Source organism: Streptomyces sp. NPDC096040 (genome assembly GCF_040303265.1).
In the GTDB taxonomy this organism is placed as follows: domain Bacteria; phylum Actinomycetota; class Actinomycetes; order Streptomycetales; family Streptomycetaceae; genus Streptomyces.
In genome coordinates, this window is the sequence record NZ_JBEOTA010000007.1 from 103265 (window position 1) to 128394 (window position 25130).

General features: G+C 72.2%; 22 protein-coding genes and 1 pseudogene. 17 read left to right on the forward strand and 6 right to left on the reverse strand.

Annotated features, from left to right (window positions below):
- Positions 1–9: 9 nt before the first annotated feature.
- Positions 10–1479, reverse strand: coding sequence for an FAD-dependent monooxygenase (locus ABTY98_RS11045; protein ID WP_352220581.1), 1470 nt, complete (start codon positions 1477–1479; stop codon positions 10–12).
- Between the two features lie 229 nt (positions 1480–1708).
- Between ABTY98_RS11045 and ABTY98_RS11050 the strand changes: the two genes are divergently transcribed.
- The gene (locus ABTY98_RS11050; RefSeq protein ID WP_352220582.1) at positions 1709–2308 is read left to right on the forward strand and encodes a TetR/AcrR family transcriptional regulator; all 600 of its coding nucleotides are present in this window, start codon (positions 1709–1711) and stop codon (positions 2306–2308) included.
- 112 nt (positions 2309–2420) lie between these two features.
- Here ABTY98_RS11050 and ABTY98_RS11055 read toward each other — a convergent pair whose 3' ends face one another.
- The 3 genes from ABTY98_RS11055 to ABTY98_RS11065 all read right to left on the reverse strand — a co-directional run bounded on the left by ABTY98_RS11055 (position 2421) and on the right by ABTY98_RS11065 (position 5093).
- Positions 2421–2687: a hypothetical protein gene (locus ABTY98_RS11055; protein WP_352220583.1), complete on the reverse strand. Its 267-nt coding sequence runs from the start codon at positions 2685–2687 to the stop codon at positions 2421–2423.
- 105 nt (positions 2688–2792) lie between these two features.
- The gene (gene malQ / locus ABTY98_RS11060) at positions 2793–4883 is read right to left on the reverse strand and encodes a 4-alpha-glucanotransferase (RefSeq protein WP_352220584.1); all 2091 of its coding nucleotides are present in this window, start codon (positions 4881–4883) and stop codon (positions 2793–2795) included.
- Entirely contained in the window at positions 4884–5093 is a 210-nt protein-coding gene (locus ABTY98_RS11065) for a hypothetical protein (protein ID WP_352220787.1), read from the reverse strand.
- A gap of 157 nt (positions 5094–5250) precedes the next feature.
- On the opposite strand from ABTY98_RS11065, the gene ABTY98_RS11070 reads away from it, so the two are divergent.
- From ABTY98_RS11070 to ABTY98_RS11090, 5 genes are all read left to right on the forward strand, one after another.
- Positions 5251–5832, forward strand: a complete 582-nt coding sequence (locus ABTY98_RS11070; RefSeq protein ID WP_352220775.1) for an RNA polymerase sigma factor — start codon at positions 5251–5253, stop codon at positions 5830–5832.
- Positions 5829–6776, forward strand: coding sequence for a zf-HC2 domain-containing protein (locus ABTY98_RS11075; protein WP_352220585.1), 948 nt, complete (start codon positions 5829–5831; stop codon positions 6774–6776). Before ABTY98_RS11070 ends, ABTY98_RS11075 begins: the two co-directional genes overlap by 4 nt.
- Before the next feature lie 8 nt (positions 6777–6784).
- A complete protein-coding gene (locus tag ABTY98_RS11080; protein WP_352220776.1) occupies positions 6785–7534 on the forward strand; it encodes an ABC transporter ATP-binding protein in 750 nt (249 codons plus the stop codon).
- The gene (locus ABTY98_RS11085) at positions 7531–8835 is read left to right on the forward strand and encodes a hypothetical protein (protein ID WP_352220586.1); all 1305 of its coding nucleotides are present in this window, start codon (positions 7531–7533) and stop codon (positions 8833–8835) included. The genes ABTY98_RS11080 and ABTY98_RS11085 overlap by 4 nt, the downstream gene beginning before the upstream one ends.
- Positions 8836–9198: 363 nt before the next feature.
- Positions 9199–9438 (forward strand): hypothetical protein, encoded by a 240-nt coding sequence (locus ABTY98_RS11090; RefSeq protein WP_352220587.1) that lies wholly within the window; start codon positions 9199–9201, stop codon positions 9436–9438.
- Between the two features lie 36 nt (positions 9439–9474).
- Here ABTY98_RS11090 and ABTY98_RS11095 read toward each other — a convergent pair whose 3' ends face one another.
- Positions 9475–10011, reverse strand: coding sequence for an HNH endonuclease (locus ABTY98_RS11095; RefSeq protein WP_181805740.1), 537 nt, complete (start codon positions 10009–10011; stop codon positions 9475–9477).
- A gap of 320 nt (positions 10012–10331) precedes the next feature.
- Between ABTY98_RS11095 and ABTY98_RS11100 the strand changes: the two genes are divergently transcribed.
- The 10 genes and pseudogenes from ABTY98_RS11100 (at position 10332) to ABTY98_RS11145 (ending at position 22603) form a co-directional block, all read left to right on the forward strand.
- Entirely contained in the window at positions 10332–11435 is a 1104-nt protein-coding gene (locus ABTY98_RS11100) for a mechanosensitive ion channel family protein (RefSeq protein ID WP_352220588.1), read from the forward strand.
- A 368-nt stretch (positions 11436–11803) separates the two neighbouring features.
- Positions 11804–13018: an ROK family transcriptional regulator gene (locus ABTY98_RS11105; RefSeq protein WP_352220589.1), complete on the forward strand. Its 1215-nt coding sequence runs from the start codon at positions 11804–11806 to the stop codon at positions 13016–13018.
- Between the two features lie 84 nt (positions 13019–13102).
- Positions 13103–14433, forward strand: a pseudogene (locus tag ABTY98_RS11110) (ABC transporter substrate-binding protein).
- Positions 14434–14439: 6 nt separating this feature from the next.
- On the forward strand, positions 14440–15381 hold the full coding sequence (locus tag ABTY98_RS11115; protein ID WP_352220590.1) for a carbohydrate ABC transporter permease: 942 nt from the start codon (positions 14440–14442) through the stop codon (positions 15379–15381).
- Between the two features lie 2 nt (positions 15382–15383).
- Positions 15384–16280: a carbohydrate ABC transporter permease gene (locus ABTY98_RS11120; protein WP_352220591.1), complete on the forward strand. Its 897-nt coding sequence runs from the start codon at positions 15384–15386 to the stop codon at positions 16278–16280.
- A gap of 7 nt (positions 16281–16287) precedes the next feature.
- Entirely contained in the window at positions 16288–17556 is a 1269-nt protein-coding gene (locus tag ABTY98_RS11125) for a 6-phospho-beta-glucosidase (RefSeq protein WP_352220592.1), read from the forward strand.
- Positions 17547–18518: an N-acetylglucosamine kinase gene (locus ABTY98_RS11130; protein WP_352220593.1), complete on the forward strand. Its 972-nt coding sequence runs from the start codon at positions 17547–17549 to the stop codon at positions 18516–18518. The genes ABTY98_RS11125 and ABTY98_RS11130 overlap by 10 nt, the downstream gene beginning before the upstream one ends.
- Positions 18519–18754: 236 nt before the next feature.
- Complete coding sequence (locus ABTY98_RS11135; RefSeq protein ID WP_502994195.1) at positions 18755–20176, forward strand: GlnX family signal transduction membrane protein; 1422 nt, start codon at positions 18755–18757, stop codon at positions 20174–20176.
- Positions 20177–20190: 14 nt separating this feature from the next.
- A complete protein-coding gene (locus ABTY98_RS11140; protein ID WP_352220594.1) occupies positions 20191–21228 on the forward strand; it encodes a glutamate ABC transporter substrate-binding protein in 1038 nt (345 codons plus the stop codon).
- Positions 21229–21274: 46 nt separating this feature from the next.
- Complete coding sequence (locus ABTY98_RS11145) at positions 21275–22603, forward strand: hypothetical protein (RefSeq protein ID WP_352220595.1); 1329 nt, start codon at positions 21275–21277, stop codon at positions 22601–22603.
- 7 nt (positions 22604–22610) lie between these two features.
- On the opposite strand, the gene ABTY98_RS42275 is transcribed toward ABTY98_RS11145, so the two are convergent.
- Positions 22611–22970 (reverse strand): hypothetical protein, encoded by a 360-nt coding sequence (locus ABTY98_RS42275; RefSeq protein WP_502994196.1) that lies wholly within the window; start codon positions 22968–22970, stop codon positions 22611–22613.
- Positions 22971–22980: 10 nt separating this feature from the next.
- On the opposite strand from ABTY98_RS42275, the gene ABTY98_RS11150 reads away from it, so the two are divergent.
- Entirely contained in the window at positions 22981–25128 is a 2148-nt protein-coding gene (locus ABTY98_RS11150) for a serine/threonine-protein kinase (RefSeq protein ID WP_502994197.1), read from the forward strand.
- The last annotated feature ends 2 nt before the right edge of the window (positions 25129–25130 follow it).

Genomic DNA, 25130 nt, shown 5'->3' on the forward strand with positions numbered 1-25130 from the left:
GGTGTCCGCTCAGCCGACGTGTGTCGCCAGCGCCGCCTCGATGTCCTCGGCCCGGGCGTCCTCTGCCGCCCAGGCCACGTATCCGTCGGGGCGCACGAGCAGCGTCGTACCGCGGTCGCTCGCCCAGTGCGCCACGGTCAGCCGGTCCGCACGCCCCTTGCCCGCCTCGTACGAACCCGGGGTGACCAGGACGAACCGGCCGCCGCGCAGGGCCTCGTGCAGACGGCCGCCGCCGGCCAGCGCGAGGTCGGGGACCCGTGCGCCGGTGAGGCGGTGGGCGCCCCTCGGGGCCTGGTACCTGTAGCCGAGGCCGGTGATCTGGCCCACGATCCTCCGGCGGACGGGGGCGAGGTGGCCGAAGGCGGTGAGGAGCGCGGCACGCACGGGCAACTGCCAGCCCTTGGCCATCGCCAGGCGCACGAGCGCGCCGCTGCTGCGCAGGACCGACCTGCCGACGGGGTGGCGTTCGGTCTGGTAGGTGTCGAGCAGGTCGGGGGTGGCGTGGCCGTGCAGGACGGCGGCGAGCTTCCAGCTCAGGTTGGCCGCGTCTTGCAGACCGGTGTTCATGCCCTGGCCGCCGGCCGGGGTGTGCACATGCGCCGCGTCGCCGGCCAGGAAGACCCGGCCGGCCCGGTAGCTGGGCGCCTGCCGCTCGTCGCTGTGGAAGCGGGACATCCAGCGGGCCTCGTGCATCCCGTAGTCCCGGCCCAGGGCCAGCAGCGTGATCTCCCTGACCTCGTCGAGGTCGACCGGCTCGTGGTCGGGGACATCGCGGCCGTGGTGCCAGCAGATGACACGGTAGTAGCCGTCGCCGAAGGGCGCGACGAAGGCGAACGCGTCACCGACCGCGGCGGCCGTGATCAGCGTCTCGGGCTTCTCGGCGAGCAGCACGTCGGCGAGGACGACGGACCGGATGGCCGACCTCCCCGGGAACGGCAGCCCGACCGCCTCCCGCACGACACTGCGCATCCCGTCGGCGCCGACGACGTACGCGGCCCGCACGTCCTCGCCACCCTTGATGTGCACGGTGACCCCGTCGGCGTCCTGGGTCAGTCCGGTCACCTCGGACTCGTAGCGAAAGTCGACACCCGCGTCGACGGCGCGGCGCTCCAGCACCTTCTCCACCTCGTACTGCGGGAGCACGAGCACGTGCCGATAGCGGGAGGGGAGCGTGCCGAGGTCGAGGGTGAGCCCGTCGAAGAGGTTGAGCCGGGTGAGGGGCTGGCCGATGGCCTCCAGGTCGTCGGCGACGGCGCGGGCGTCGAGCTGCTCCAGGGCGCGGGCGTGCAGGGCGAAGGCGCGGGAGAGGTTGCTCGTCTTGTGGGGGCGCTTCTCCAGGAGGGTGACCGGGATGCCGACGTCGGCGAGGTCACCGGCCAGGAGGAGGCCGGTGGGGCCGGAGCCGACGACGATCACGCGGGGGGTTCGGGGGGCAGGGCCGACGGGGCTGGTGGTGGTGGTGCCAGTCGTGCCGTTCATGAGTGCCTCCTCGTGTGGGCAGCGCTCGTTGGCCAACGGTTGTGGACCTACAAGCGTTGGTCAACGCTTGTTGGTCAACGCTTGTTGGCAAGCGTAGGACGGTGTGGTGGCGGGAGTCAACACCTGTTGGCCCACGCCTGTTGGCCTACGGTCGTTGACCTACGGCCCTTGGCCCACACTCCTTGGCCAACACTTGTTGGCCCACAGATGTTGGCCTACGCTCGTTGGCATGACCGGCACCCCCAGTAGAAACACAGAGCCCACGAACGGCTCGGCGGCGCGCCGCTCCGACGCGAGCCGCTCCGCCATCCTGGCCGCCGCCCGCGAGCGCTTCGCCACCGACGGCTATGAGCGCGCCACCATCCGCGCCATCGCCAAGGACGCGCATATCGACCCCTCCATGGTCATGCGCTACTTCGGCAACAAGGACGGCCTGTTCGCGGCGGCCGTCGCGCTCGATCTGCGGATGCCCGACGTGTCCCAGGTGCCACGCACCGAGGTCGGGAGGGCACTGGTGGCCCACTTCCTGACCGTCTGGGAGACGAACGAGGAGCTCACCGCGGTGCTGCGGGTCGGCATCACCAACAAGGCGGGGGCCGAGCGCCTGCAGGGCATCTTCCGGGAGCAGGTGGTGCCGGTGGCCGAGCGGGTGTGCCCCGACCCCGAGCAGGTGCAGACGCGGGCGGGGCTGTGTGCCGCGCAGCTGATGGGGCTCGCACTCACCCGCTATGTGCTGCGACTGCCGCCGGTGGTGGCGCTGGCCCCTGAGGAGATCCTGGCGTGGCTGGGGCCGACCCTGCAGCGGTATCTGACCGCGCCGAGCCCCTGAGCGACGCACCGAGGGCGCCGGTCAGCTACCGTACGTCCCCTCGAGGCAGGTACGGAAGGCGACCGGCGCCCTCGGTGGAGAAGCGGAGGTTGTCAGGCCTTCGAAGCGGAGGTCAGGCCTTCGCCTTGGCCTTCGTCGCGCCCGGCTTGGTGACCCGGATCTTGGACTTGTCCAGCACCATCACCAGGCCCGCGATGACCGCGAACAGCACGAGCGGGGTCAGGACGTAGAGGCCCAGCGTCTCGATGACGCTCAGGCCCTTGCCGGGATCGTCTCCGTCGTCACGCGTGAGCGCGAGGGCAGGCGACGACATGAGCAGCATCATCAGCGTCGTACCGGCAGCCAGGGCGCCGGCGCGCAGGGCGTTCTTCTTGTCCACACTGCCAAACTAGCGGGCCGACTTGAGGGGCGCGCGGCCGGGGTACCCGTAGGACACGCCGCGCGCTGCGGTGACCGTCCCCGGGGCTGCTGCTCCCCCCGGTCCTCACACCCCGGACGGCCCGGAAAGCGACACCTGGCGGCCGTCGTCCTCCGGGTCGGGCCGGTTGTCCGAATGCAGAACCTCCAGCAGTGCCCGCACCCTCCCCGACTCCATCAGCTCCTCCAATGTCACCGGGCGGCCCGTCGCGTCCGCGATCGGCAGGCGCCAGTTCGGGTACTGGTCCCAGGTGCCGGGGAGGTTCTGGGGGCGGCGGTCGCCGACGGTGTCGGGGAGCCAGACGCCGATCATGCGGGCCGGGGTGCGGAGCAGGAAGCGGTGGACGGCCTGGATCTGGGCCTCCTCGTCGCCGGTGTCGGACGCGGCGAGCAGGCCCAGGCGGGTCAGCAGGGCCAGCCACTCGGCCGTGTCGGCCGCCGCGTCCGCCCTCTCCTCCTCCACCGGGCGGGTCAACAGGCCCAGCCGGTCGCGGAGTTCGACGTGTTCGCCGGTGAGGCGGGCGGCGGTGGACGGCAGGTCGTGGGTGGTGGCGGTGGCGAGGCAGTCGGCGCGCCAGCGTTCCGGGGGGAGCGGGCGGCCGTCGCCGTCCCAGTCCCGTTCGAACCAGAGCACCGACGTACCGAGCACGCCGTGCCGGTGGAGTGTCTCGCGCACCCCCGGCTCCACGGTCCCCAGGTCCTCCCCGATCACCACCGCTCCTGCCCGGGTCGCCTCGAGGGCCAGCAGGGCGAGCATGGCCTCGGCGTCGTAGCGGACGTAGGTGCCCTCCGTGGGCGGCCGGCCCTCCGGTACCCACCACAGCCGGAACAGGCCCATCACATGGTCGATGCGCAGGGCGCCCGCGTAGCGGAAGAGGGCGCGCAGGAGCTGGCGGTAGGGGGCGTGGCCGGAGGCGGCGAGGCGGTCGGGGCGCCAGGGCGGCAGGCCCCAGTCCTGGCCGCGGGCGTTGAAGGCGTCGGGTGGGGCGCCGACGGACATCCCGGCGGCGAAGAACGCGCGCTGCGCCCAGGCGTCCGCGCCCTGGGGGTGCACGCCGACGGCGAGGTCGTGCACGATCCCGACCGGCATCCCGGCCTCGCGGGCGGTGTGCTGGGCGGCGGTGAGCTGGGTGTCGGTGAGCCAGGCGAGCCGGGAGTGGAAGGCGACGCGGTCGCTCAGCCCGGCGCGGGCGCGGGCGGTCTCCGGTGAGCGGGGGTCGCGCAGGGCCTCGGGCCACCGGTGCCAGTCGGAGCCGTGCCGCTCGGCGAGCGCGTACCAGGTGGCGTGGTCCTCCAGGGCCTGTCCCTGTTCGGCGAGGAAGGCGTCGTAGGCGGCCTGCCGTGCGGGGGTGAGCGGTACGGCGGCCAGCGCCTCCAGCGACTCCCGCTTCAGCTCCCAGACCGCGTCCCGGTCGATGTGGGCGCCCTGGTCGAGAACGGCGGCGCGCAGCCGTCCGGCGCGTTCCTCGAGCGCGGGGTCCGGGACGTACTCGGGGACGGACTCCAGCCGCAGATGCACCGGGTCGGGGAAGCGGCGGGAGGAGGGGCGGTACGGGGAGGGGTCGGTCGGGGGGCCGGGCACGGCCGCGTGCAACGGGTTGACCTGGACGAATCCGGCCCCCGCGGTGCGTCCGGCCCAGTCGGCCAGTTCGGCGAGGTCACCGAGGTCGCCCATGCCCCAGGAGCGGCGGGAGAGCAGCGAGTACAGCTGGACGAGGAGTCCGTACGTACGGCCCGCGGGGGTGGGCAGTCGGTCGGGGGCGACGATCAGGTGGGCGCGGCCGGTACGGCCGTCGGGCGCGGCGGCGGTCAGCAGATGCACCCCCGTCGGCAGGCCCCGCACGTCGTCCCGGGTCTCCCAGTCCTCCGTGCGCACCTCCAGCCGGGTGCCGGCGGGCAGGTCGAGGGCGGGGTCGCCGGACCCGGCCCAGTGGACGAGCGTCGGCGGCAGCAGCCGTTCGGCGAGGTCCCGCTCCCGGTCGGCGAGGGCGGTGCGGACGGCCTCCGGGCCGCTCGCGTCGACGCCCAGGGCGGCCAGCGCGGCAATCACGGCTCCGGCGGAGGCCGCGACCGTACGGTCCGGGGACGGGCTGTAGGAGGTGGCGACCCCGTGCAGCTCGGCGAGCCGGCACAACCCCCGGTCCAGGGCTTCGCTCATCTACAACCCCGGCTCACTGGTCAGCGGGGCCAGGTCGGCGAGCGGCGGTTCGCTGGTGAGGGGCTCGGCGTCGGGCAGCGGCGGCTCACTGGTCAGCGGCGCCTCCGCGCACACGCTCTCGGCGCTGAACACACACAGCAGGGACTCCTCCTCGGTCTCCACCAGGGGTTTGAACTGGGCCGGGATCGGATGGTGAACCGTTGCGGCCACGGTGGCCTCCTTGTCTGGGCGTCGGGTACCGCGGCGGCTGCCGCGTCACGGCAGGCCTACCCCGTCGCGGCGAGCGCACTCCCACGGCCGTCCCCGCGCCCTGCGAACCGAGCGCGTCCAGGTGATCGATAAAGACGGTGTGAGACTGTTCCGCCCCATGGGGGGCCACCGGGAGAACGACGAGACGGCCGGCGGGGACGCGGCGTTGCTGCGGGCCGTCGCGGCCGGGGACGGTTCGGCGCTGGCCGTCCTGTACGACCGGCACGCGGGCTGGCTGCACGCGCGGCTGACCCGCCGCTGCGCCGACCCCGAGGTGGTGCGGGAGGTGCTCCAGGACACGTTCGTCACGGTGTGGCGGTCGGCGGCCGGGCATCGCGGGCAGGAGGCCGGCGGCTGGCTGTGGACGATCGCGGCCCGCCGGCTGGTGGACGCCCGGCGGGTGCAGGAGCGGGCCGCCCGGGTGGAATCCCTGCCCGGTCCCGGCGTCGCGCCCTCCGCGGAGGACCGGGTGCTCGTGGGCCTGGAGTACGGCGATGTCGGCACCGCCCTGGACCGGATCTCCCCCGAACTACGCGAGGTGCTGCGGGCGACGGTCGTGGACGGTCTGAGCACCCGGGAGGCCGCACGGCTGCTCGGCATACCGGAGGGCACGGTCAAGTCCCGCGCGCTGCGGGCACGGGCCGAACTCCGTTCCGCTCTGGCCCAGTTGAACCCTTCGCCGTTGGGAGGTCCGGCATGACGCCCTGGCACACCTCGACCGACCTGGCGACCCGCTATGCCGACGGCTCACTGCCGGAGGCGGACGCATGGTCCCTGGAGAAGCACATGGAGAACTGCACCGACTGCGCGGCCCGGGTGTCGGCGGCGGTGCGGAACACGGCGGCGGGAGCAGTGCTGGCGGAGATACGGGACTCGGTGCTGGCGGAGGCCACAGCGCGCCCCGAAGAGGCCCGGGGCCCCCGACTGACGGCGACCCCAGTGCGCCCCGAAGGGGCGCGGGGTTCTCACCCATGCGACTCCGCCGCGTGGGCGCGACCAGCCGCCACCGGGCCGCAGCGATCTCTCCGCCTCCGCTCCACCCTCTGGTCCCTGGGCCCCGCCCTACGAGGCACCTGGCTCCTCGCCCTCCTCGCGGTCGGCCTCGGCGCCGTGCTGCTGAACCGCGCCGCCGGCTACGAGTCCGCCCGCACCCTCCTGCTCACCATCGCCCCGGTCGTCCCCGTGGCAGGCGTGGCCCTCTCCTACGGTCCGCACGCCGACCCCCTGCATGAGATCACCGCGGCCACCCCCTCCGGTGGCCTGCGCCTCGCGCTCATCCGTACGGCCGCCGTCCTCGCCGTGAGCCTGCCGCTGCTGACCCTCGTCGGCGCCGCGCTGCCCGCCTCGGGCGCCCCCGGCGCCGCCGCCTGGCTGGTGCCGGGGCTGGCGCTGACCCTCGGCTCACTGACGCTCGCGTCATACGCCGGCTGCCGCACCGCGACCGCGGTGACCGGCGGCGGCTGGCTGGCCGTCGTCCTCGTCCCGGCCGTCGCCGCCCACGGCGGCCCGTTCACGACCCGACTGGCCGCACAGCTGTCGGCCCGCTTCGACGGCGCCCAGGCCGGCTGGGCCGCGGCCGCCGCCGGGTGCGCCGTGCTGCTGGTGGCCCGCCGTGGCGCCTACGACCACCTGGAGAACCGTTGAGCATACGAGTGGCCGGCCTGCGCGTCCGGCACCGCAGGACCGTCGCCCTGGACTCGGTCGACCTCACGCTCGGCACGGGGGTGCACGGGCTGCTGGGCCCGAACGGCGCCGGGAAGACCTCGCTGATCAGGGTGCTGGCCACGGTCGCCAGACCGTCCGCGGGGCAGGTGGAGCTGCTCGGCCGGGACACCGCCGGGCACCGCGCCCTCGGCGAGGTCCGCGCCCGGCTTGGCTATCTGCCACAGGAGTTCGGCTCCTACCCGGGGTTCACCGTGCGGGAGTTCGTGGCGTATGTGGCCTGGCTGAAGGAGATGCCGGCCGCCGAGGTCCCGGCGGCCGTGGAGCGGGCGATGGCCCGGGTCGGGCTCGCCGACCGGGCCGACGCGAAGATCCGGACGCTGTCCGGGGGCATGGTCCGGCGGGTCGGCATCGCGCAGGCCGTCGTCAACGAACCGCGGGTCCTGCTGCTGGACGAGCCGACCGCGGGACTGGATCCCGAACAGCGCGTGGAGTTCCGGGAGTTGCTGCGCGAGCTGGGCGGCTCGGCGACCGTGGTGGTCTCCACCCACCTGGTGGAGGACGTGGCGGCGGCCTGCACGGAGGTCACCCTCCTGGACGCGGGCCGGGTCGCCTACCGGGGCACACCCGATGCGCTGGCCGCCCTCGGCACGGCGTCCGGCGGCCCCGGCGACCATCCGATCGAGCGCGGCTACACGGCGGCCCTGCGCGCCCACCGCACGCAGGAGGCGTCGCGATGAGCGTCATGGCAGGGGCGAGAACCCCGCTGCTCGCGGAGGCGCGCCGGGGCTTCGCCCCCTGGGCCGGGCTCATCGTGCTGATGACACTGGGCGTGACGCTCGCCGCGTCGGCCGACAGATGGCAGGGCGGCTGGGCGGAGACGGCCGCGCGGCTGCACAGCACCATGCTGATCACGGTTCCGGCGGCCGCGGCGGCGGGCTGCTGGCAGGGCGGACGGGAACGGCGGCGCCGTACGGAGGAGCTGTGGGGGACGGTCGTACGGCCGCCGCTGGTCCGGTTCCTGGTGTCGGCGCTGCCGATGGCACTCTGGGTGGCCGCCGGGTACCTGGGCGCGGCGGCGCTGGCGCTGCTCGCGACCTGGCCGTACGCCCTGGGGGACGCTCCGCGGCCGGCCCTGGTGCCCACCGACGCCTTCGTGTCGGGAGCCGCCGTGCTGGCCGGGCAGGTGGTGGGGCGGGCGGCGCCCTGGCGGCTCGCGGCTCCGCTGCTGGCCGTGGCGGGGTATGTGGGGCTGGGCCTGCCGGCGGTGGCGCTCTCGGGGGCAGGACGGTACCTCGATCCCGCGCTCGCGATCACGGAGACCTCGGTGCCGGTGTGGTGGCAGCCGGTGGCGATGGCGGTCTGGGCGGGCGGCCTGGCGGGGGCGGCCGTACTGGCGTACGCGGCCCGGCGCCGGTGGACGGCCCTGCTGCCGCTGGCCGCCGCGACGGCCGCGGCCGTGCTGCTCACACAGACCGCTGACGGGCCGTGGCGCACCGACCCACTCGCCCACCGGCAGGTGTGCGACACGTCCGTCACCCCGGCGGTGTGTGTAAACGCCCGGTACGCGGGTGCGCTCCCGCAGCTCACCGAGGCGCTGTCGGACGTCACCGGCAAGCTGAACGGCGTACGGAACCTGCCGGTGCGCTGGGCGGACCGCTACGGCGGGCCGCGCGCGGGCGAGGCGCAGCTGCCTTCGCTGACGCCGCTCGGCTGGTCGTTGGTGCGGGGGCGGCTGACCGATCCGGAGGAGTTCGCGTGGGAGGCGGTCGGGGCGCTGCAGCTGCGCGCGGACTGCCCCGACGGCCCGGCCTCCACGGCCGACGACGCCGTGGAGGACTACCTCGCGCCGCTCCCCGCGCGGCAGCACTTCGACGACCTGGATGCCCATGGGGACGCGAAGCACCGCGCCGAAGCGGCCGAGCGCCGCGCCGCCCGGGCCCGCCTCGCCGCGATGGACGACGAAGAGCGCCGTACCTGGCTGTCGGCATACTTCGCCGCCCGGGCCGACTGCGACCCGAGCGGGGTGCCGGCCCTGTGACGACGACGCCGGTCCCCTGCTCCACGCCCGCTCCCGGGCCACCCTGGCCGCGCTCGCCTGGACGACCGCCTTCGCCGTCTGGGCGGCGGCCCGCCTGGACGGCTGTCCGGACCCCGACCGCCGGGTGCCGGTGGTCGCGACGGCCCCGCTGCTGGTGGCCGCGGTGATCGGGGTGAGCCTGTACTCGCCCTCCGACGAGCTGGACCGTACGGCCACCGTGCGACCGTGGTAGCCGCGGCGGCCGGCGCAGCCGGCCGGGCTCACCGTGCTTGCGGTCGTGCTGCTGCCGGTGGCGGTGCTGGGGCATCCGGAGACCTTCGGGTCGTCGGCCGTGATCCGCGACACGCCGGGGTGTACGGGGGGGTGACGGCCGCGGCGGCGGTGCTGCTCGGCGCCCGGCTGAGCCGGCTGCCTGCCTTCGGTTACGTCAGTGCCGTGTACCTGGGCTCGGCGGGGGCGCGTGGAAGCGCGGCGACGGTGTGGGCGTGGCCCGTGCAACCGGGTGCGCAGCCGGGCGCCTGGGCGGCGGCGCTGGGCGGGTTCGCTGCGGGCTGCGCGCTGTACGTCGTACGCGGGGCGCGCGCCGGAGCGCCCCGTGGCTGAGGCGTGCAGCCACGGGGTATGCGAAAGCCCGGGTCGTCAGGCGGAGATGCCGTCGATCCGGGCCAGGGCGTCGTCCGCGCCGTACGGTTGCAAGTAGGGCAGCCAGCGCGGGTCCCTATGGCCGGTCCCGATGATGCGCCAGGCCAGGCCGGTGGGTGGAGCTGGTTTGTGCCGCAGGCGCCAGCCGATCTCGAAGAGATGGCGGTCGGCCTTGACGTGGTTGCAGCGGCGGCACGACGCCACCACGTTGTCCCAGACGTGCTGACCCCCGCGACTGCGCGGGATCACGTGGTCGACGCTGGTTGCGACGCCACCGCAGTACATGCACCGGCCCCCGTCGCGCGCGAAGAGCGCCCTTCGGGTCAGAGGAACGGGCCCCCGGTAGGGAACCCGTACGAATCGCTTGAGCCGGACCACGCTGGGTGCGGGGACTGTGACGGTTGCGCTGTGCATATAGGCGCCGGATTCCTCCAAGGCGACAGCCTTGTTCTCCAGGACGAGGACGAGCGCGCGGCGGAGCGGTACGACGCCGAGCGGCTCGTACGACGCGTTGAGGACCAGGACATGCGGCACGGGGGCCTCCTTGGGCGTCGGCGGCGCGTGGCTCGCGCCGGGACGATCTGTGGCCAGTCTCTCCTCTTGCCTGGTGGACGCGCCACCATGTCCACGTAACGGGCTGGGAGTGTTTTCGACCACACCGCATTCATCCCCCGGATACCCCCCTTTCCAAGCGAGCCAGCTCAGGCGGGAGTGAGCGCGGTCTCTCCTTCTCGTGACGGTCGGGCCCACACACGATGCCCCGTTAGTGTGGTGATCCTGCCCGTCCGGTGACCTTTCCGTGACCTTGAACGCCGTGTCGGAGGGCAGTACCGCACCGCCTGGAGGTACCCGCCGTGTCCTTGCCCGCCGTCCTGCCTGCCGCTGGTTCGTCGCCGTCACCGACCCCCTCCGGATCGTCGACCCCGGCGGTGCCCACGCTCCAGGACGCCCAGCAGAGCGCGACGAACGCGGCCAGCTGGGTCGAGCAGAACTGGTCGACATGGCTGGCGATAGGTCTGAAGGTGCTGCTGATCCTGGTGATCGCGGTCGTCCTCAGAAGGGTCGTGCTGCGGGCGATAACCAAGCTCATCGACCGGATGAACCGGACCGTCGAGTCGGCGGAGGGCACGACCCTCGGCGGGCTGCTGGTCAACGCCGAGCGGCGGCGGCAGCGTTCGCAGGCGATCGGCTCCGTGCTGCGGTCGGTGGCGAGCTTCGTGATCCTGGGCACGGCCGCGCTGACGGTGCTGTCCGCCTTCCAGATCAACCTGGCGCCGCTGCTGGCCTCGGCCGGTGTCGCCGGTGTGGCGATCGGTTTCGGCGCCCGCAACCTGGTCACGGACTTCCTGTCCGGCGTGTTCATGATCCTGGAGGACCAGTACGGCGTCGGTGACACGATCGACGCGGGGGTCGCCTCCGGCGAGGTGATCGAGGTCGGGCTGCGGGTGACCAAGCTGCGCGGGGACAGCGGCGAGATCTGGTACGTGCGCAACGGCGAGGTCAAGCGGATCGGCAACCTCTCGCAGGGCTGGGCCACGGCCGGTGTCGACGTCACCGTCCGGCCCAGCGAGGACCTGGACCGGGTCCGGGCCACCCTCGACGAGGTCGCCGAGAAGATGGCCAAGGAGGAGCCTTGGAACGAGCTGCTGTGGGGCCCGATCCAGATCCTCGGCCTGGACTCCGTCCTCATCGACTCGATGGTGGTCCGCCTCTCCGCCAAGACCATGCCGGGCAAGGCGCTGACCGTGGAGCGCGAGCTGCGCTGGCGGATCAAGCGGGCCTTCGACGAGGCGAACATCCGGATCGTCGGCGGTGTCCCGACCGCGCTCTCGGAGGACGATCTCCCGGACCCGACGGCGACCGTGGCCGCCCCGGCGGTGTTCTCCAACGCGGACTCCCCGCAGGTGGCGGCCACGACCCCGATCGCTCCGCAGCGGCCGGCGGCGGCAGGGAAGTAGCGGGGGCAACCTCGGCACGGCCAAGGTGCAGCGCGCGGCCAGGCTGACCGCCGACGCCTCCCCCGGAGCCGGTGAAAGGTCAAGTAGTACCTGCGGTCGCCTCATCTCAGGGCCCGTCCGGTCTTCCGGGCGGGCCCTTCGGGTGTCCGGGCCCAGATAACGAGTGCGTTGCCGCGCAGGCGGGCTATTGACGCTCTCCTTCCGGCGGCCTACGTTTTCCAGCCAACAGGAAACTTTCCTAACAGTGATCAACGGACGAGCGTTCGGGACAAGCGACCCGGACGAGTGATCCGGGTGACTCACCCGGGTGGACCGATCGCCCAGGTCACTGGGAAACTGAGCGGCTGGAGAGGCAGGTGTCGAACCGCATGGCAGGAACCGCCGGTACGCCGGGCACCCCGCGCGTGCTGCGCGCCATGAACGACCGCGCCGCACTGGACCTGCTGCTGGAGCACGGCCCGCTGTCGCGCACGCGGATCGGCAAGCTCACCGGCCTCTCCAAGCCGACCGCCTCCCAGCTGCTGGCCCGCCTGGAGGCGGCCGGGCTGGTGCTCGCGACCGGGACGAGCGAGGGCAGGCCGGGTCCCAACGCCCAGCTGTACTCGGTGAATCCGGCCGCCGCCCACGCCGCCGGGCTCGACGTCAACCCGGCCCGGATCCGGGCCGCCGTCGCCGACGTCACCGGCCGCACCGTCGGCGAGTACGAACTCCCCACCCCGGGACGGCGGTCGGCCCAGTCCGTCGTACGGCAGGTCACCGACGCCCTCGACGGTGCCGTGAAGGCGGCCGGACTGGCCCGCGACGACGTCCGCCGGCTGGTCATCGGCACACCCGGCGCCTTCGACCCCAACACCGGCCGGCTGCGCTACGCCTCGCACCTGCCCGGCTGGCACTCCCCCGCGCTGCTCGACGACCTCGCCGCCGCGCTGCCGATGCCCGTCGAGTACGAGAACGACGTCAACCTCGTCGCCATCGCCGAACAGCGGCTCGGCGCGGCCCGCGGCCACGGCGACTTCGTCCTGCTGTGGAACGAGGAGGGCCTGGGCGCCGCCCTGGTCCTCGGCGGACGGCTGCACCGCGGCTGGACCGGCGGCGCCGGCGAGGTCGGCTTCCTGCCGGTGCCGGGCACCCCGCTGGTCCGCCAGGTCACCAAGGCCAACAGCGGCGGTTACCAGGAACTCGCCGGTTCGCAGTCGCTGCCCAGGCTCGCCGGCGAGCTGGGCATCGAGGACCTGCCGACCGGGTCGTCGCACGCCGAGGCCGCCGCCGCGCTCGTCGCCCGCGCCGCCGATCACGGCAGCGGGCCGCACCGCGAACTCCTGCAGACCTACGCGACCCGGCTCGCCACCGGTCTCGCCTCCCTCGTCTCCGTTCTCGACCCCGAACTCGTCGTCCTCAGCGGCACCGTCCTGACCTCCGGCGGCGAGGTGCTGCGCGCCCTGGTCCAGGCCGAGCTGGAGGAGCTGGCGGCCGCCCGGCCGCGGCTCGTCGTCGGCGACGTCCAGGAACACCCCGTGCTGCGCGGCGCGCTGGAGAGCGCGCTCGCGACCACCCGCGACGAGATCTTCGACACCTCGCGCTGACCCGCGTAACACCCAGACCCGCACCGGCCCCTCACCCCCCGCACCGGCCCCTTTCCTCACCGCCCGCCCCTGGGAGACCCTGCCATGGCCATACCCTCCGCTGCCCGAAAGACGGCTTTTGCCCTGACCGCCCTCACCAGTTCGCTCGCCCTTCTCACCGCCTGTACCGGCCAGTCCTCCTCCGGCGCCACCGACGACGCCTCCGCGAACACCACCATCAACTTCTGGCACGCCTGGAGCGCACCGAGCGAGGTCAAGGCCGTCAACGCGCTGATCGCCGGCTTCGAGAAGGCGCACCCCAACATCCACGTCAACGTCGTCGGCAACATGACCGACGACAAGATGAACCAGGCGCTGCGCACCGGCGGCGACAAGGCCCCGGACGTCATTTCGTCCTTCACCACCAACAGCGTGGGCAAGTTCTGCGACTCGGGTGCGCTGGTCGACCTCAACCCCTTCTTCAAGAAGTCGGACATCGACCCGGAGACGACGTTCCCGAAGGCGATGAACGAGTACACCCAGTTCGACGGCAACCGCTGCTGGGGGACGCCTACGGGCTCTACTACAACAAGACGGCGTTCAAGAAGGCCGGTATCACCAGCCCGCCGAAGACCTGGACCGAATTCACGGCCGATGCCAGGAAGCTGACGATCGCTCAGGGCGACAGCTTCAAGCAGCTCGGTTTCATGCCGGATTACCACGGCTGGGAGACCACGACCGAGCACTACCTCGGGCAGTTCTCGCCGACGTACTTCGACAGCCAGGGAAAGTCGAACGTCGCCAAGGACCCGGCTTTCGCCGACGCCTTCACGGTCCAGAAGCACCTCGTCGACGAGCTCGGCGGCTACAAGAAGCTGGAGACGTTCCGCGCCACGCTCGGCGACGAATGGGGCCCCAAGCACCCCTTCCAGACGGGCCAGGTGGCCATGCAGCTCGACGGTGAGTGGCGCCTGGGCATGGCCCTGGACGCCAAGCCGAACTTCGACATAGGTGTCGCCCCGATGCCGGTCCCCGACGCCCAGGCCGCCCAGTACGGCAAGGGCTACATCACCGGCACCATCGCCGGTATCGCCGCCACCAGCAAGAAGCAGAACGCGGCCTGGGAGTTCGTGAAGTACATCAGCACCGACACGGACGCGGTGGTGGACTTCTCCAACGCCATCCACAACGTGCCGTCCACCCTGGCCGCCCTGAAGTCGCCGAAACTGAAGTACGACCCGCGGTTCAAGACGTTCCTGGACATCGCCGCGAACCCGGACTCCACGACGGCACCCGCCTCCGTCAACGGCGGTGTCTACCTGACGACGATCCAGCAGCTCGGCTACGACTACGAGAGCGGCAAGGTCACCGACCTGAAGGCGGGCCTGAAGCAGGCCGCCGCGCAGATCGACACGGACATCGCGCAGGCGAAGTAACCGACGATGAGCACCCTCACACTGGCGTCGAAGCGCCGCCGGTCGGCGCTTCGGACTCTCGCCTTCATGTCGCCCTGGCTGATCGGCTTCGCGGTCTTCTTCGCGTATCCGCTGATCTCGACGGTCTATTTCTCGTTCATGCACTACGACGGTTTCAAACCGGCGACGTGGAACGGGACGAAGAACTGGACGTACGTCTTCGAGCACTATCCGTACTTCTGGCCCGCGATGCGCAACACCCTGTGGCTCGTGATCGTGATGGTCTCGCTCCGGGTCGTCTTCGGCCTCGGCATCGGCATGCTCATCACGAAGATCAAGACGGGTACGGGTGTCTTCCGCACCCTCTTCTATCTGCCCTACCTGGCCCCTCCGGTCGCGGCCACCATGGCCTTCGCCTTTCTCCTCAACCCCGGTACGGGCCCGGTCAACTCGATCCTGGAGAAGATCGGCATCCCGGCCCCGGGCTGGTTCAACGACCCCACCTGGTCCAAGCCGGCCCTGACCCTGCTGGCGCTGTGGGGCATCGGCGACCTGATGGTCATCTTCATGGCCGCGCTGCTCGACGTACCGGCGGAGCAGTACGAGGCGGCGGAGCTGGACGGCGCGTCGGCATGGCAGCGCTTCCGGTACGTCACGCTCCCGAACATCTCGCCGATCGTGATGTTCGCGGTCGTCACGGGTGTCATCCAGACGATGCAGTACTACACACAGCCACTCATCGCCGGGAAGGTCGCCTCGGGTGTCATCCAGGGCGCGGGCACTCAGTTCGAGCCCGGTTATCCGGAGAAGTCGACGCTCACCCTGCCCCAGCTCGTCTACAACCTCGGTTTCCAGCGCTTCGACTACGGCTCCGCGTGTGTCGTCGCCCTCGTCCTCTTCGTCCTGTCCATGGTGTTCACCTCGTTTCTGATGCGGCGCCGGGGCGGTCTCATCCAGGCAGGTGACTGAACATGGCCCAGGTACTGGACCGGCCGGTGGACGTGACCGGGCAGCCGATGACGGCGGCCGAACGCACCGCGCGTCGCAAGGCGTTGCTGAACTGGGTGGCCGTCCACTCCCTCGGCGTCGCCGCCGCCCTCTTCTTCACCCTCCCCTTCGTGTTCGTCTTCCTGACTTCGCTGATGAGCGACAGCCAGGCGCTCAGCCGGGACCTGATCCCGCACACCTGGGAGTGGGGCAACTACCGGAAGGTCTTCGACACCCCCGGCTTTCTGACCTGGTGGCGGAACACGCTGTTCTACGCCGGTCTGGGCACCGTCCTGACCGTCGTCTCCTCCCTGCCGGTGGCGTACGCGCTCGCGAAGTTCCGCTTCCGGGGCCGGAATCTCTCACTCATGCTGGTGATCTCGATGATGATGCTGCCACCGCAGGTGATCATCATCCCGATGTACCTGTTCTGGGCGAAGCAGCTCGGTCTTTCCGGCACCCTGTGGCCGCTGATCGTCCCGATGGCGTTCGGCGACGCGTTCTCCATCTTCCTGCTGCGCCAGTTCCTGACGACGATCCCGAATGAGTACCTGGACGCGGCGAAGGTGGACGGCTGCGGCGACCTGCGGACCCTGCTGCGGGTGGTGGTCCCCATGGCGAAACCGGGCATCGCCGCCGTCGCCCTCTTCCAGTTCTTCTACGCCTGGAACGACTACTTCGGCCCCCAGATCTACGCCTCGGAGAACCCGGGCGCCTGGACGCTGTCCTACGGCCTGGAGTCGTTCAAGGGCATGCACCACACCGACTGGAACCTCACCATGGCCGCGACCGTACTGGTCATGGCCCCCGTGATCCTCGTGTTCTTCTTCGCCCAGAAGGCGTTCGTCGAGGGCGTCACGCTCACCGGAGTGAAGGGTTAACCCTGGTATGAAACTCACCGTGGTCGGCGGCGGCTCGACCTACACCCCCGAACTCATCGACGGCTTCGCACGGCTCAGGGACACCCTGCCCATCGAGGAACTGGTCCTGGTGGACCCGGCCGCCGAGCGCCTGGAACTGGTGGGCGGACTGGCCCGCCGTATCTTCGCCAAGCAGGGCCACGACGGCCGTATCGTCACCACCTCCGACCTGGACGCGGGTGTCGAGGGCGCCGACGCGGTGCTGCTCCAGCTGCGCGTCGGCGGCCAGGCGGCCCGGCAGCAGGACGAGACCTGGCCGCTGGAGTGCGGCTGCATCGGCCAGGAGACGACCGGCGCCGGCGGGCTCGCCAAGGCCCTGCGGACCGTCCCCGTCGTCCTGGACATCGCCGAACGCGTCCGGCGGGCCAACCCGAACGCCTGGATCATCGACTTCACCAACCCGGTGGGGATCGTGACCCGCGCCCTGCTCCAGGCCGGGCACCGGGCGGTCGGACTGTGCAACGTGGCGATCGGCTTCCAGCGGAAGTTCGCGAAACTGCTCGGTGTCACGCCGTCCGAGATCCATCTCGACCACCTCGGCCTCAACCACCTCACCTGGGAGACGGCGGTCCGCCTCGGCGGTCCCGAGGGCGACAACGTCCTGCCCAAGCTGCTCGCGGAGCACGGCGACACGATCGCCGCGGACCTGAAGCTGCCGACGGCACTCCTGGACCGCCTGGGCGGCGTGATCCCCTCCTACTACCTGCGCTACTTCTACGCGCACGACGAGGTGGTACGGGAGCTGCGCACCAAGCCGTCCCGTGCCTCCGAAGTGGCCGCGATGGAGAAGCAGTTGCTGGAGATGTACGGCGACCCGGCCCTGGACGAGAAGCCCGAGCTGCTCGCCAAGCGGGGCGGCGCGTACTACTCGGAGGCCGCGGTGGACCTGGCGGCGGCGCTGCTCGGCGGCGCCGGCAACCCCTACCAGGTGGTGAACACGTACAACGGCGGCACGCTCCCCTTCCTCCCCGACGACGCGGTGATCGAGGTACAGGCGGCGGTCGGCGCGGGCGGGCCCGTCCCGCTGCCCGTCCCGGACGTCGACCCGCTCTTCGCCGGCCTGGTCGCGAACGTGACGGCGTACGAGGAACTGGCCCTGGAGGCGGCGCTGCGCGGCGGCCGCGACCGCGTCTTCCGGGCCCTCCTCTCGCACCCCCTCATCGGCCAGTACGAGTACGCCGAAGCCCTCACCGACCAGCTGATCGCGCACAACCGGGAGCACCTCGCGTGGGCCTGACCGCAAGTGTCCTCGCCATCGACGCGGGCAACAGCAAGACCGATGTCGCGGTGGTGGCGGCGGGCGGCGAGGTCCTCGCCACGGCCCGCGGCGGCGGCTTCCGGCCGCCGGTGGTGGGCGTGGAGCAGGCCGTGGACGAGGTGGCGGCGGCGGTCGCCGAGGCGTACGCCGCCGCCGGTGTCACCGCGGTCGCCCATGTCTCCGCCTGCCTCGCCAACGCCGATCTGCCGGTGGAGGAGAAGCAGTTGGCCGCCGCGCTGGCCGCTCGCGACTGGGGCGGTTCGGTGACCGTCCGCAACGACACCTTCGCGATCCTGCGGGCGGGCGTGGCCGAGCCCCGGGGCGTCGCCGTGGTGTGCGGGGCGGGCATCAACTGCGTCGGCATGCGCCCCGACGGCCGCACCGCCCGCTTCCCCGCGATCGGGCGCATCTCCGGTGACTGGGGCGGCGGTTGGGGCCTGGCAGAGGAGGCCCTCTGGTACGCGGCTCGGGCGGAGGACGGCCGCGGCGAGCCGACGGCCCTGGTCCGCACCCTCCCGGCCCATTTCGGGCTGCCGTCCATGTACGCGCTGATCGAGGCGCTGCACCTGGAGCACGTCGAGCACGGCCGCCGGCACGAGCTGACACCGGTCCTGTTCGCCACGGCGGCCGACGGCGACCCCGTCGCCCGGTCGGTGGTGGACCGGCTGGCACAGGAGGTCGCGACGATGGCCACGGTCGCCCTGACCCGCCTCGACCTGCTGGACGAGGAGACGCCGGTGCTGCTCGGGGGCGGCGTGCTGACGGGCGGTCACCCACAACTGGACGACGGCGTACGGGAGCTGCTGGCGGCGCGTGCGCCGAAGGCGGTACCGAGAGTGGTGACGGCGCGACCGGTGCTGGGGGCTGCGCTGCTGGGGCTGGACGCGGTGGGGCTGGGGGCCGAGGTGCAGGGGAGGGTGCGGGCGTACTTCGAAGGGTGACCCGGGGTGGGGGCTGCGGGCGGGTGGGGTCGCTCACCGGCCGACCGGGTGCCGCTGCGCCCACCCGCGCCCCGAACACCACCGATTCACCCCCTCCGGAACCGAACCGATTCCCCCGGCGTATTCATGGGCAGGGGTTCCGCTGCGATCGGATCAAGATCCAGTGAAGGCCGGTGCCCAATGTCAGTCCGGGCGGCGATACTGGGCGGCGACCGGATGACCATGGGGGAGGTCAAGTGACACACCCGCCGACGAAGAGCGCGGCACCGCCAGGCGCAGGCTCCGCCCTGCCGACCCGGCCCGCCGTGCCCGCCCAGTACCGTCCGCCCTCCCCCACCGCGACGCGCCGCACCGCATTCGCGGAAGCCGTCGACCGGTTGCGGGCGGCGACGACGACGGAACCGGGCCGGCTGCGCCTCATCGGCGCCGTCCTGGCCGTCCTGATCGTCGCCTTCGGCGCCGTCACCGCCTGGCAGATGACCGACCGCGCGGCCGCCGCCGACGACGTGCTGCACCGCAGCCAGCCGCTCAGCTCGGGCGCGGCCGACATCTACCGTTCGCTCGCGGACGCCAACACCGCGGCCTCCAGCGGGTTCCTGGCGGGCGGCCAGGAGACGGCCGCCTCCCGGCAGCGGTACGAGACGGACATCCGGACCGCCGCCGCCAAGCTCGTCACCGCCGCCGCCAACTCCGAGCCCGGCTCCCCCTCCGAGGCGGCCGTGACGAAGCTGAACAAGCTGCTCCCGGAGTACAAGGGGCTCGTCGAGCGGGCCAGGGTCTACAACCGGCAGGGCTACCCGGTCGGCGGCGCCTATCTGCGGTACGCGAACGAGAAGATGCAGCAGGAGATGCTCCCGGCGGCGGAGGATCTCTACACGAAGGAGAACGCGCGGCTGTCGTCCGACTACGCGGACGCGACCCCGTACCCGTGGGCGGCCATAGTCCTCGGCCTCCTCGCCCTCGCCGCGCTCGCCTGGGCCCAGCTGCGCCACTACCGCCGTACGAACCGTGTGCTCAACCACGGCCTGGTCGCCGCCTCCGCGGCCACCGTCGTCACGCTGCTGTGGCTGGTCGTCGGCCACACCTTCGCCCGCGCCGGCCTGGACGACTCCTACGACCACGGCGTCCGCTCGCTGAACGTGCTGCACGACGCCCGGATCGCCTCCCTGAAGGCCCGGGGGAACGAGAACCTCAGCCTGGTCGCGCGGGGCGCGGAGACGGTCACGGTCGACGGTGAGACGTACGACGCGTACTACTACGATTTCGACAAGGACATGACCGCCCTCGGCAGGGGCCTCACCCAGGCCGCGGCGCTCGCCGACGACTCGGCGGGCAGCAAGCCCGTGCAGGCGGCCGAGGGGAACATGAAGGTGTGGAAGGAGCGGCACACCGACGCCCGCACCGACGACGAGAACGGCGACTACCAGGCGGCGCTGGACAAGGTGATAGGCGCCAAGGGCGCGACCGCCGAGTGTTTCGACAGCGTCGACACGAACCTGAAGAACGCTCTGGCCCACGAGGAGGCCGAGTTCCAGTCGCGGGCCACCGACGGGCGGGACGCGATGTCCGGGCTGCCGATCGGTGCGGCCATGCTGGGTGTGGCGGCGGCGTCGGGCGCGCTGTTCGGCATCGGGCGCAGGCTTTCGGAGTACCGGTGAGAGGGGGCGTGGCGATGTTCGTGCAGAGGATGACGGCCTCCCTGCGCGGCTGGGGCGGAGTGGGCGCGATGGCGGTCGGCTGCGCTCTGGCGCTGGCGTTCGTCCTGCTGCTGCCCCTCACCCAGTCCGCCGGGCGGAGCGGCCCGGGCGCGGGGCTGGGCGGTCCGGGGCTGGCGACCGGCAGCCCGGCGAAGGCCGACGGCTGTGTCGACTCCCAGGCGCAGAACGAGACCTGGTCGCCGTCGGGCGCGGACGGTACGACGATCGACGCCATCAAGGCCCGTACGGGCGCCAAGCGGAAGCTGATCGTCGGGGTCGACCAGAACAGTTACCGCTGGGGCTACCGCAATCCGAACAACTCGGGTGCGGAGCTGGAGGGTTTCGACATCGACCTGGTGCACCGGATCGCCCAGGACATCCTCGGCGACCCGAACGCGGTGCAGTTCAAGGCGATTCCGACCAGCCAGCGGATACCGGCGATCCAGGACGGCAGGGTCGACATGGTGGTCCGCACGATGACCATCAACTGCGACCGGCTGAAGGACGTGGCGTTCTCCGCGCCGTACTTCAAGACCGGCCAGCAGGTGCTGGCGCCCAAGTCGTCGCCGGTCACCGGGTACAACGCGACGCTGGCGAACAAAAGGGTCTGCACGGCGGCCAGTTCGACGGCCTACGCCAAGGTGGACGCCGACCGGAATTCCGGGAAGCTGCCCTCGTCGCTCGGGATCACCGTCGTCCCCAACCAACTGGACTGTCTGGTAAGGCTCCAGCTCGGTGAGGTCGACGCCGTGGTGACCGACGGCGCGCTGGCGGCGAGCCAGGCCGCCCAGGACCCGACGATCGAACTCAAGGGCGCGGCCTTCACCACCGAGTACTACGGCGTGGCGATGAAGAAGGATGCGACCGATCTGGTACGCCGGGTCAATCAGATCCTGGTGGACTACCGGGCCGACGGCTGGCAGGCGTCGTACGACAAGTGGCTGTCGGCGACACTGGGAGCGGACTCGACGGCGTCGAAACCATCCGCGCCGCAGTACCTGCGCACAAGCTGACCCGCATCCGCAGGGCCGGTCCCGACAAGCAAGCGAGAGGTGATCGATGGGCGTCACGGACCCCGCCGGGCCGGTGATGGACCGGGACGAGGTGGACCGTGCGCTGGCGCGGCTCGGCGCGGAGCACGAGGCGATCGAGACCTCGCTGCTCGCCCTTCAGGACCACGCGGGCCGCCGGCTCCTCGAAGGCGCCGAGCTGACCGGGACCACCCGGGAGCGGTGGACGACCGCCGAGGCGTCGATCACCCTGCTGTGGGCGTACTTCGACGCGTACACGGACATACTGCGCAGCGCCCGGGAGATCAGGGCGCGGCGCCGCTGGTCCAGCCGTGAGGACCTGGTGGAGCTGACCGAGCTGCTGCGCGGCGAGTCGGTGACGGTGGCGGGCAGCGCCACGGCGACGGCGAACGCGCCGACGTCGCTGTCGGCGGCCGGCCGGCTCAGCGAGCGTTTTTCGCTGGTGACCCTGGTCGACCGGATGAACGAGCTGTACGCGACCTCGCTGGACATGGTCGTCACCGCCGACGCGGTGTGGTCGGCGCTGCCCGCGCGGATCGATTTACTCGCCGCCGAGCTGCAGCGCACCCGCAAGCTGGCACACTCCGTCGGGGTGCGCCCGGGCGAGCACCCGGCGGGCGACGACCTGGAGCGGATCACCCGCACCCTGACCAGGCTCCGCGAGGACGTCGTGTCGGACCCGCTGGGCTTCTGGGTTCCGGCGCAGGGCAGTTCGGCGCCGGGCGGCGGCCGGCCGGACACCACGGTGTACGACCGGGAGGCGCGGGCGCTGGAGGAGGTGCGGCGGGAGATCGACGCCGTGCTGACGGTACGGCAGGACGCGGAGGCCCGGCTGATCAAGCTGCGGGACGTGCTGTCCCGCGCGGACCGCACGCTCGCCGAGGCGCGTACCGCGCGCGGCGAGGTGCTGGCGAAGATCGCGGCGACCGAGGTGCCGGTGGTCAGCGGCCCGCCGACCGCGCTCCAGGAGCAGCTGGCGACGGCCGCCGAGTACCGCAGGACGGCGCAGTGGCACCGGCTGTCGCCGCTCCTGGAGTCCCTGGAGCAGAAGGCGGAGGACGAACTGCTGCGCGCCCGTGAGTCGTTGACGGCGGTCACCGCGCCGCTGGCGGTGCGCGCGGAGCTGCGCGGCCGACTGGACGCGTACCGGGCGAAGGTGACCCGGCACGGGCTGGCGGAGGACCCGTTCCTGATCGAGCGGTACGACGCGGCCCGGCGGATGCTGTGGAGCGCGCCCTGCGATCTGCGGGTCGCGGAGCAGGCGGTGCTGCGCTATCAGCAGGCGGCGGCCGAGGCGCTGGGCACGCCGCGGGTGCCGCAGCAGAGCGGTCCCGAGGACCGTAGGGGGGAGCAGTAGCCATGAGTCAGGCGGGACAGTCGTGCCAGCGGCCGGGCTGCGAGGGGGCGTACGAGGACGTCGGCGGCGGAGAGCTGTACTGCGACACCTGCGGTCTGGCCCCGGTCGTCTCGGGGAGCGGGATGGTCGGCTCGCCGCCCACCGGGATCACGGCCGGCGGCCGGGACTCGGCGAGCAGCGGGAGTTCAGGCTCCAGCAGCCGCAGCGCGCGTACCTCGTCGCAGTCGTCGAAGTCACGGCGCTCGGTCTCCGGGCGGCTCTCGCGGTCCCTGTCGGGCAAGTCGACGGGCCGTTCGGTGTCGGTGCGCAGCTCCGGTTCGTCGACGAGCGCATCGGGGCGCAGCAGGCTGGGCGCGGGGCTGGTCACGGTCCCGCAGGTGCCCAAGCCGGACCCGCGCGCGATGGTCCTCGAGAACCCCGAGGTGCCCGAGCGGAAGCGGTTCTGCTCGCGTTCGGACTGCGGGGCGCCGGTCGGCCGGGGCCGCGGTGACCGGCCGGGCCGCACCGAGGGGTTCTGCACCAAGTGCGGCAACCCGTACTCGTTCGTGCCGAAGCTGAAGGCCGCTGACGTCGTGCACGGCCAGTACGAGGTCGTGGGCTGTATCGCACACGGCGGGCTCGGCTGGATCTACCTCGCCGTGGACCGGGCCGTGTCCGACCGCTGGGTGGTGCTCAAGGGCCTGCTCGACACCGGCGACCAGGACGCGATGGCCGCCGCGATCTCCGAGCGGCGGTTCCTCGCGGAGATCGAGCACGCCAACATCGTCCGGATCTACAACTTCGTCGAGCATCTCGACCAGCGCACCGGCTCGCTCGACGGCTACATCGTCATGGAGTACGTCGGCGGCAAGTCCCTGAAGGAGATCGCCAACGACCGGCGTACCCCGGAGGGCCGCCGCGACCCGCTGCCGGTGGAGCAGGCCTGCGCCTACGGCATCGAGGCGCTCGAAGCCCTCGCCCATCTGCACAGCCGCAACCTGCTGTACTGCGACTTCAAGGTCGACAACGCCATCCAGACCGAGGACCAGCTCAAGCTGATCGACATGGGCGCGGTCCGCCGCATGGACGACGACGAGTCGGCGATCTACGGCACGGTCGGCTACCAGGCCCCGGAGGTCGCCGAGGCCGGCCCGTCGGTCGCGTCCGACCTGTACACCGTCGGCCGTACGCTCGCCGTTCTCACCTTCGACTTCCAGGGCTACACGACCGTCTTCGTGGACTCGCTGCCCGACCCCGACAACATCGAGGTGTTCCGGCAGTACGAGTCCTTCTACCGGCTGCTGGTCCGGGCCACCGACCCCGACCCGGCCCGCCGGTTCGCCTCCGCGCAGGAGATGGCCGAGCAGCTGACCGGCGTGCTGCGCGAGGTCGTGTCGGTGCAGACCGGCAAGGCCCGGCCCGCCCTGTCGACGCTGTTCGGGCCCGAGGTCAAGGTCACGGACGCCGAGCTGTTCCCGAAGCTGGACGGCGAAGTGTCCCGGCTGGGAGCACGGGCGGTGGCCTCCAGAACCCTCGCCCTGGAGCCACCGGGAGCGGCCGAAGCCCCGGCCAACGGGGGCGCCCCGGCCTCCCCCGCCCTGGTCAGGCCCGTCCCCACCCCGGCCGCCGCCCTCGCCCTGCCGGTCCCGCTGGTCGACCCGAACGACCCGAACGCCGGTTTCCTGGCAGGCCTCACGACCACGGGAGCGGGCGAGGTCAGCCTGATCGGCGCGCTGGCCGCGGCGCCGACACAGTCGGTCGAGACCCGGCTGCGCCAGATCCGCGCACGGCTGGAGAACGGCGACTTCGAGGCCGCGCTGTCGACCCTCGGCCGGTTGGAGGACGAACAGCCCGACGACTGGCGGGTGGTCTGGTACCGCGGCGTGACAGCCTTGGTCACCGGGGACTTCGAGGGCGCCGCGCTGTCCTTCGACGCGATCTACGACGCCTTCCCGGGCGAGACCGCGCCCAAGCTGGCGCTCGGCCTGTGCGCGGAGGTGCTCGGCCAGCTGGACAACGCGGCCGAGTACTACCGGCTGGTGTGGGCGACCGACCCGAGCTTCGTGAGCTCCGCCTTCGGTCTGGCCCGGGTGCAGCTGGCGGCCGGAGACCGGCGCGCTGCCGTGCGTACCCTGGAATCGGTGCCGGAGGCGTCGATCCACTACACGGCGGCCCGGGTGGCGGCCGTACGGGCGCGGCTGCGGCACCGGACCGCGACGCCCGACGACACTCCGTTCCTGGAGGATCTGACGGCCGCCGCGGGGCAGATCGAGGCGCTGGACGCGTACGGTCTGGATCCGGCACGGCGCGAGCAGTTGTCGGCGGAAGTCCTCGGCTGCGCGCTGGACTGGATACTCTCCGGAGGCCAGGGCGTACAGCCCGCCGTCAGCGGCCGGGTGCTGCTCGGCAGCGGTCTGGACGAGCGGGGCCTCCGCTTCGGCCTGGAGCGCTCGTACCGCACGCTGGCCAGACTGGCGACCGGCGGTGAGGAGAGGATCGACCTGGTGGAACGGGCCAACCGTTACCGCCCCCGGACGTGGGTGTAGTT

What these genes read in the sequence shown, in the direction of transcription:
- ABTY98_RS11120 (WP_352220591.1), top strand. Translation starts at nt 15,384, where the DNA reads ATGGCCCAGGTACTGGACCGGCCGGTGGACGTGACCGGGCAGCCGATG.
- ABTY98_RS11125 (WP_352220592.1), top strand. Translation starts at nt 16,288, where the DNA reads ATGAAACTCACCGTGGTCGGCGGCGGCTCGACCTACACCCCCGAACTC.
- ABTY98_RS11140 (WP_352220594.1), top strand. Translation starts at nt 20,191, where the DNA reads ATGTTCGTGCAGAGGATGACGGCCTCCCTGCGCGGCTGGGGCGGAGTG.
- ABTY98_RS11045 (WP_352220581.1), bottom strand. Translation starts at nt 1,479, where the DNA reads ATGAACGGCACGACTGGCACCACCACCACCAGCCCCGTCGGCCCTGCC.
- ABTY98_RS11145 (WP_352220595.1), top strand. Translation starts at nt 21,275, where the DNA reads ATGGGCGTCACGGACCCCGCCGGGCCGGTGATGGACCGGGACGAGGTG.
- ABTY98_RS11050 (WP_352220582.1), top strand. Translation starts at nt 1,709, where the DNA reads ATGACCGGCACCCCCAGTAGAAACACAGAGCCCACGAACGGCTCGGCG.
- ABTY98_RS11085 (WP_352220586.1), top strand. Translation starts at nt 7,531, where the DNA reads ATGAGCGTCATGGCAGGGGCGAGAACCCCGCTGCTCGCGGAGGCGCGC.
- ABTY98_RS11070 (WP_352220775.1), top strand. Translation starts at nt 5,251, where the DNA reads ATGGGGGGCCACCGGGAGAACGACGAGACGGCCGGCGGGGACGCGGCG.
- malQ (WP_352220584.1), bottom strand. Translation starts at nt 4,883, where the DNA reads ATGAGCGAAGCCCTGGACCGGGGGTTGTGCCGGCTCGCCGAGCTGCAC.
- ABTY98_RS11105 (WP_352220589.1), top strand. Translation starts at nt 11,804, where the DNA reads ATGGCAGGAACCGCCGGTACGCCGGGCACCCCGCGCGTGCTGCGCGCC.
- ABTY98_RS11115 (WP_352220590.1), top strand. Translation starts at nt 14,440, where the DNA reads ATGAGCACCCTCACACTGGCGTCGAAGCGCCGCCGGTCGGCGCTTCGG.
- ABTY98_RS11075 (WP_352220585.1), top strand. Translation starts at nt 5,829, where the DNA reads ATGACGCCCTGGCACACCTCGACCGACCTGGCGACCCGCTATGCCGAC.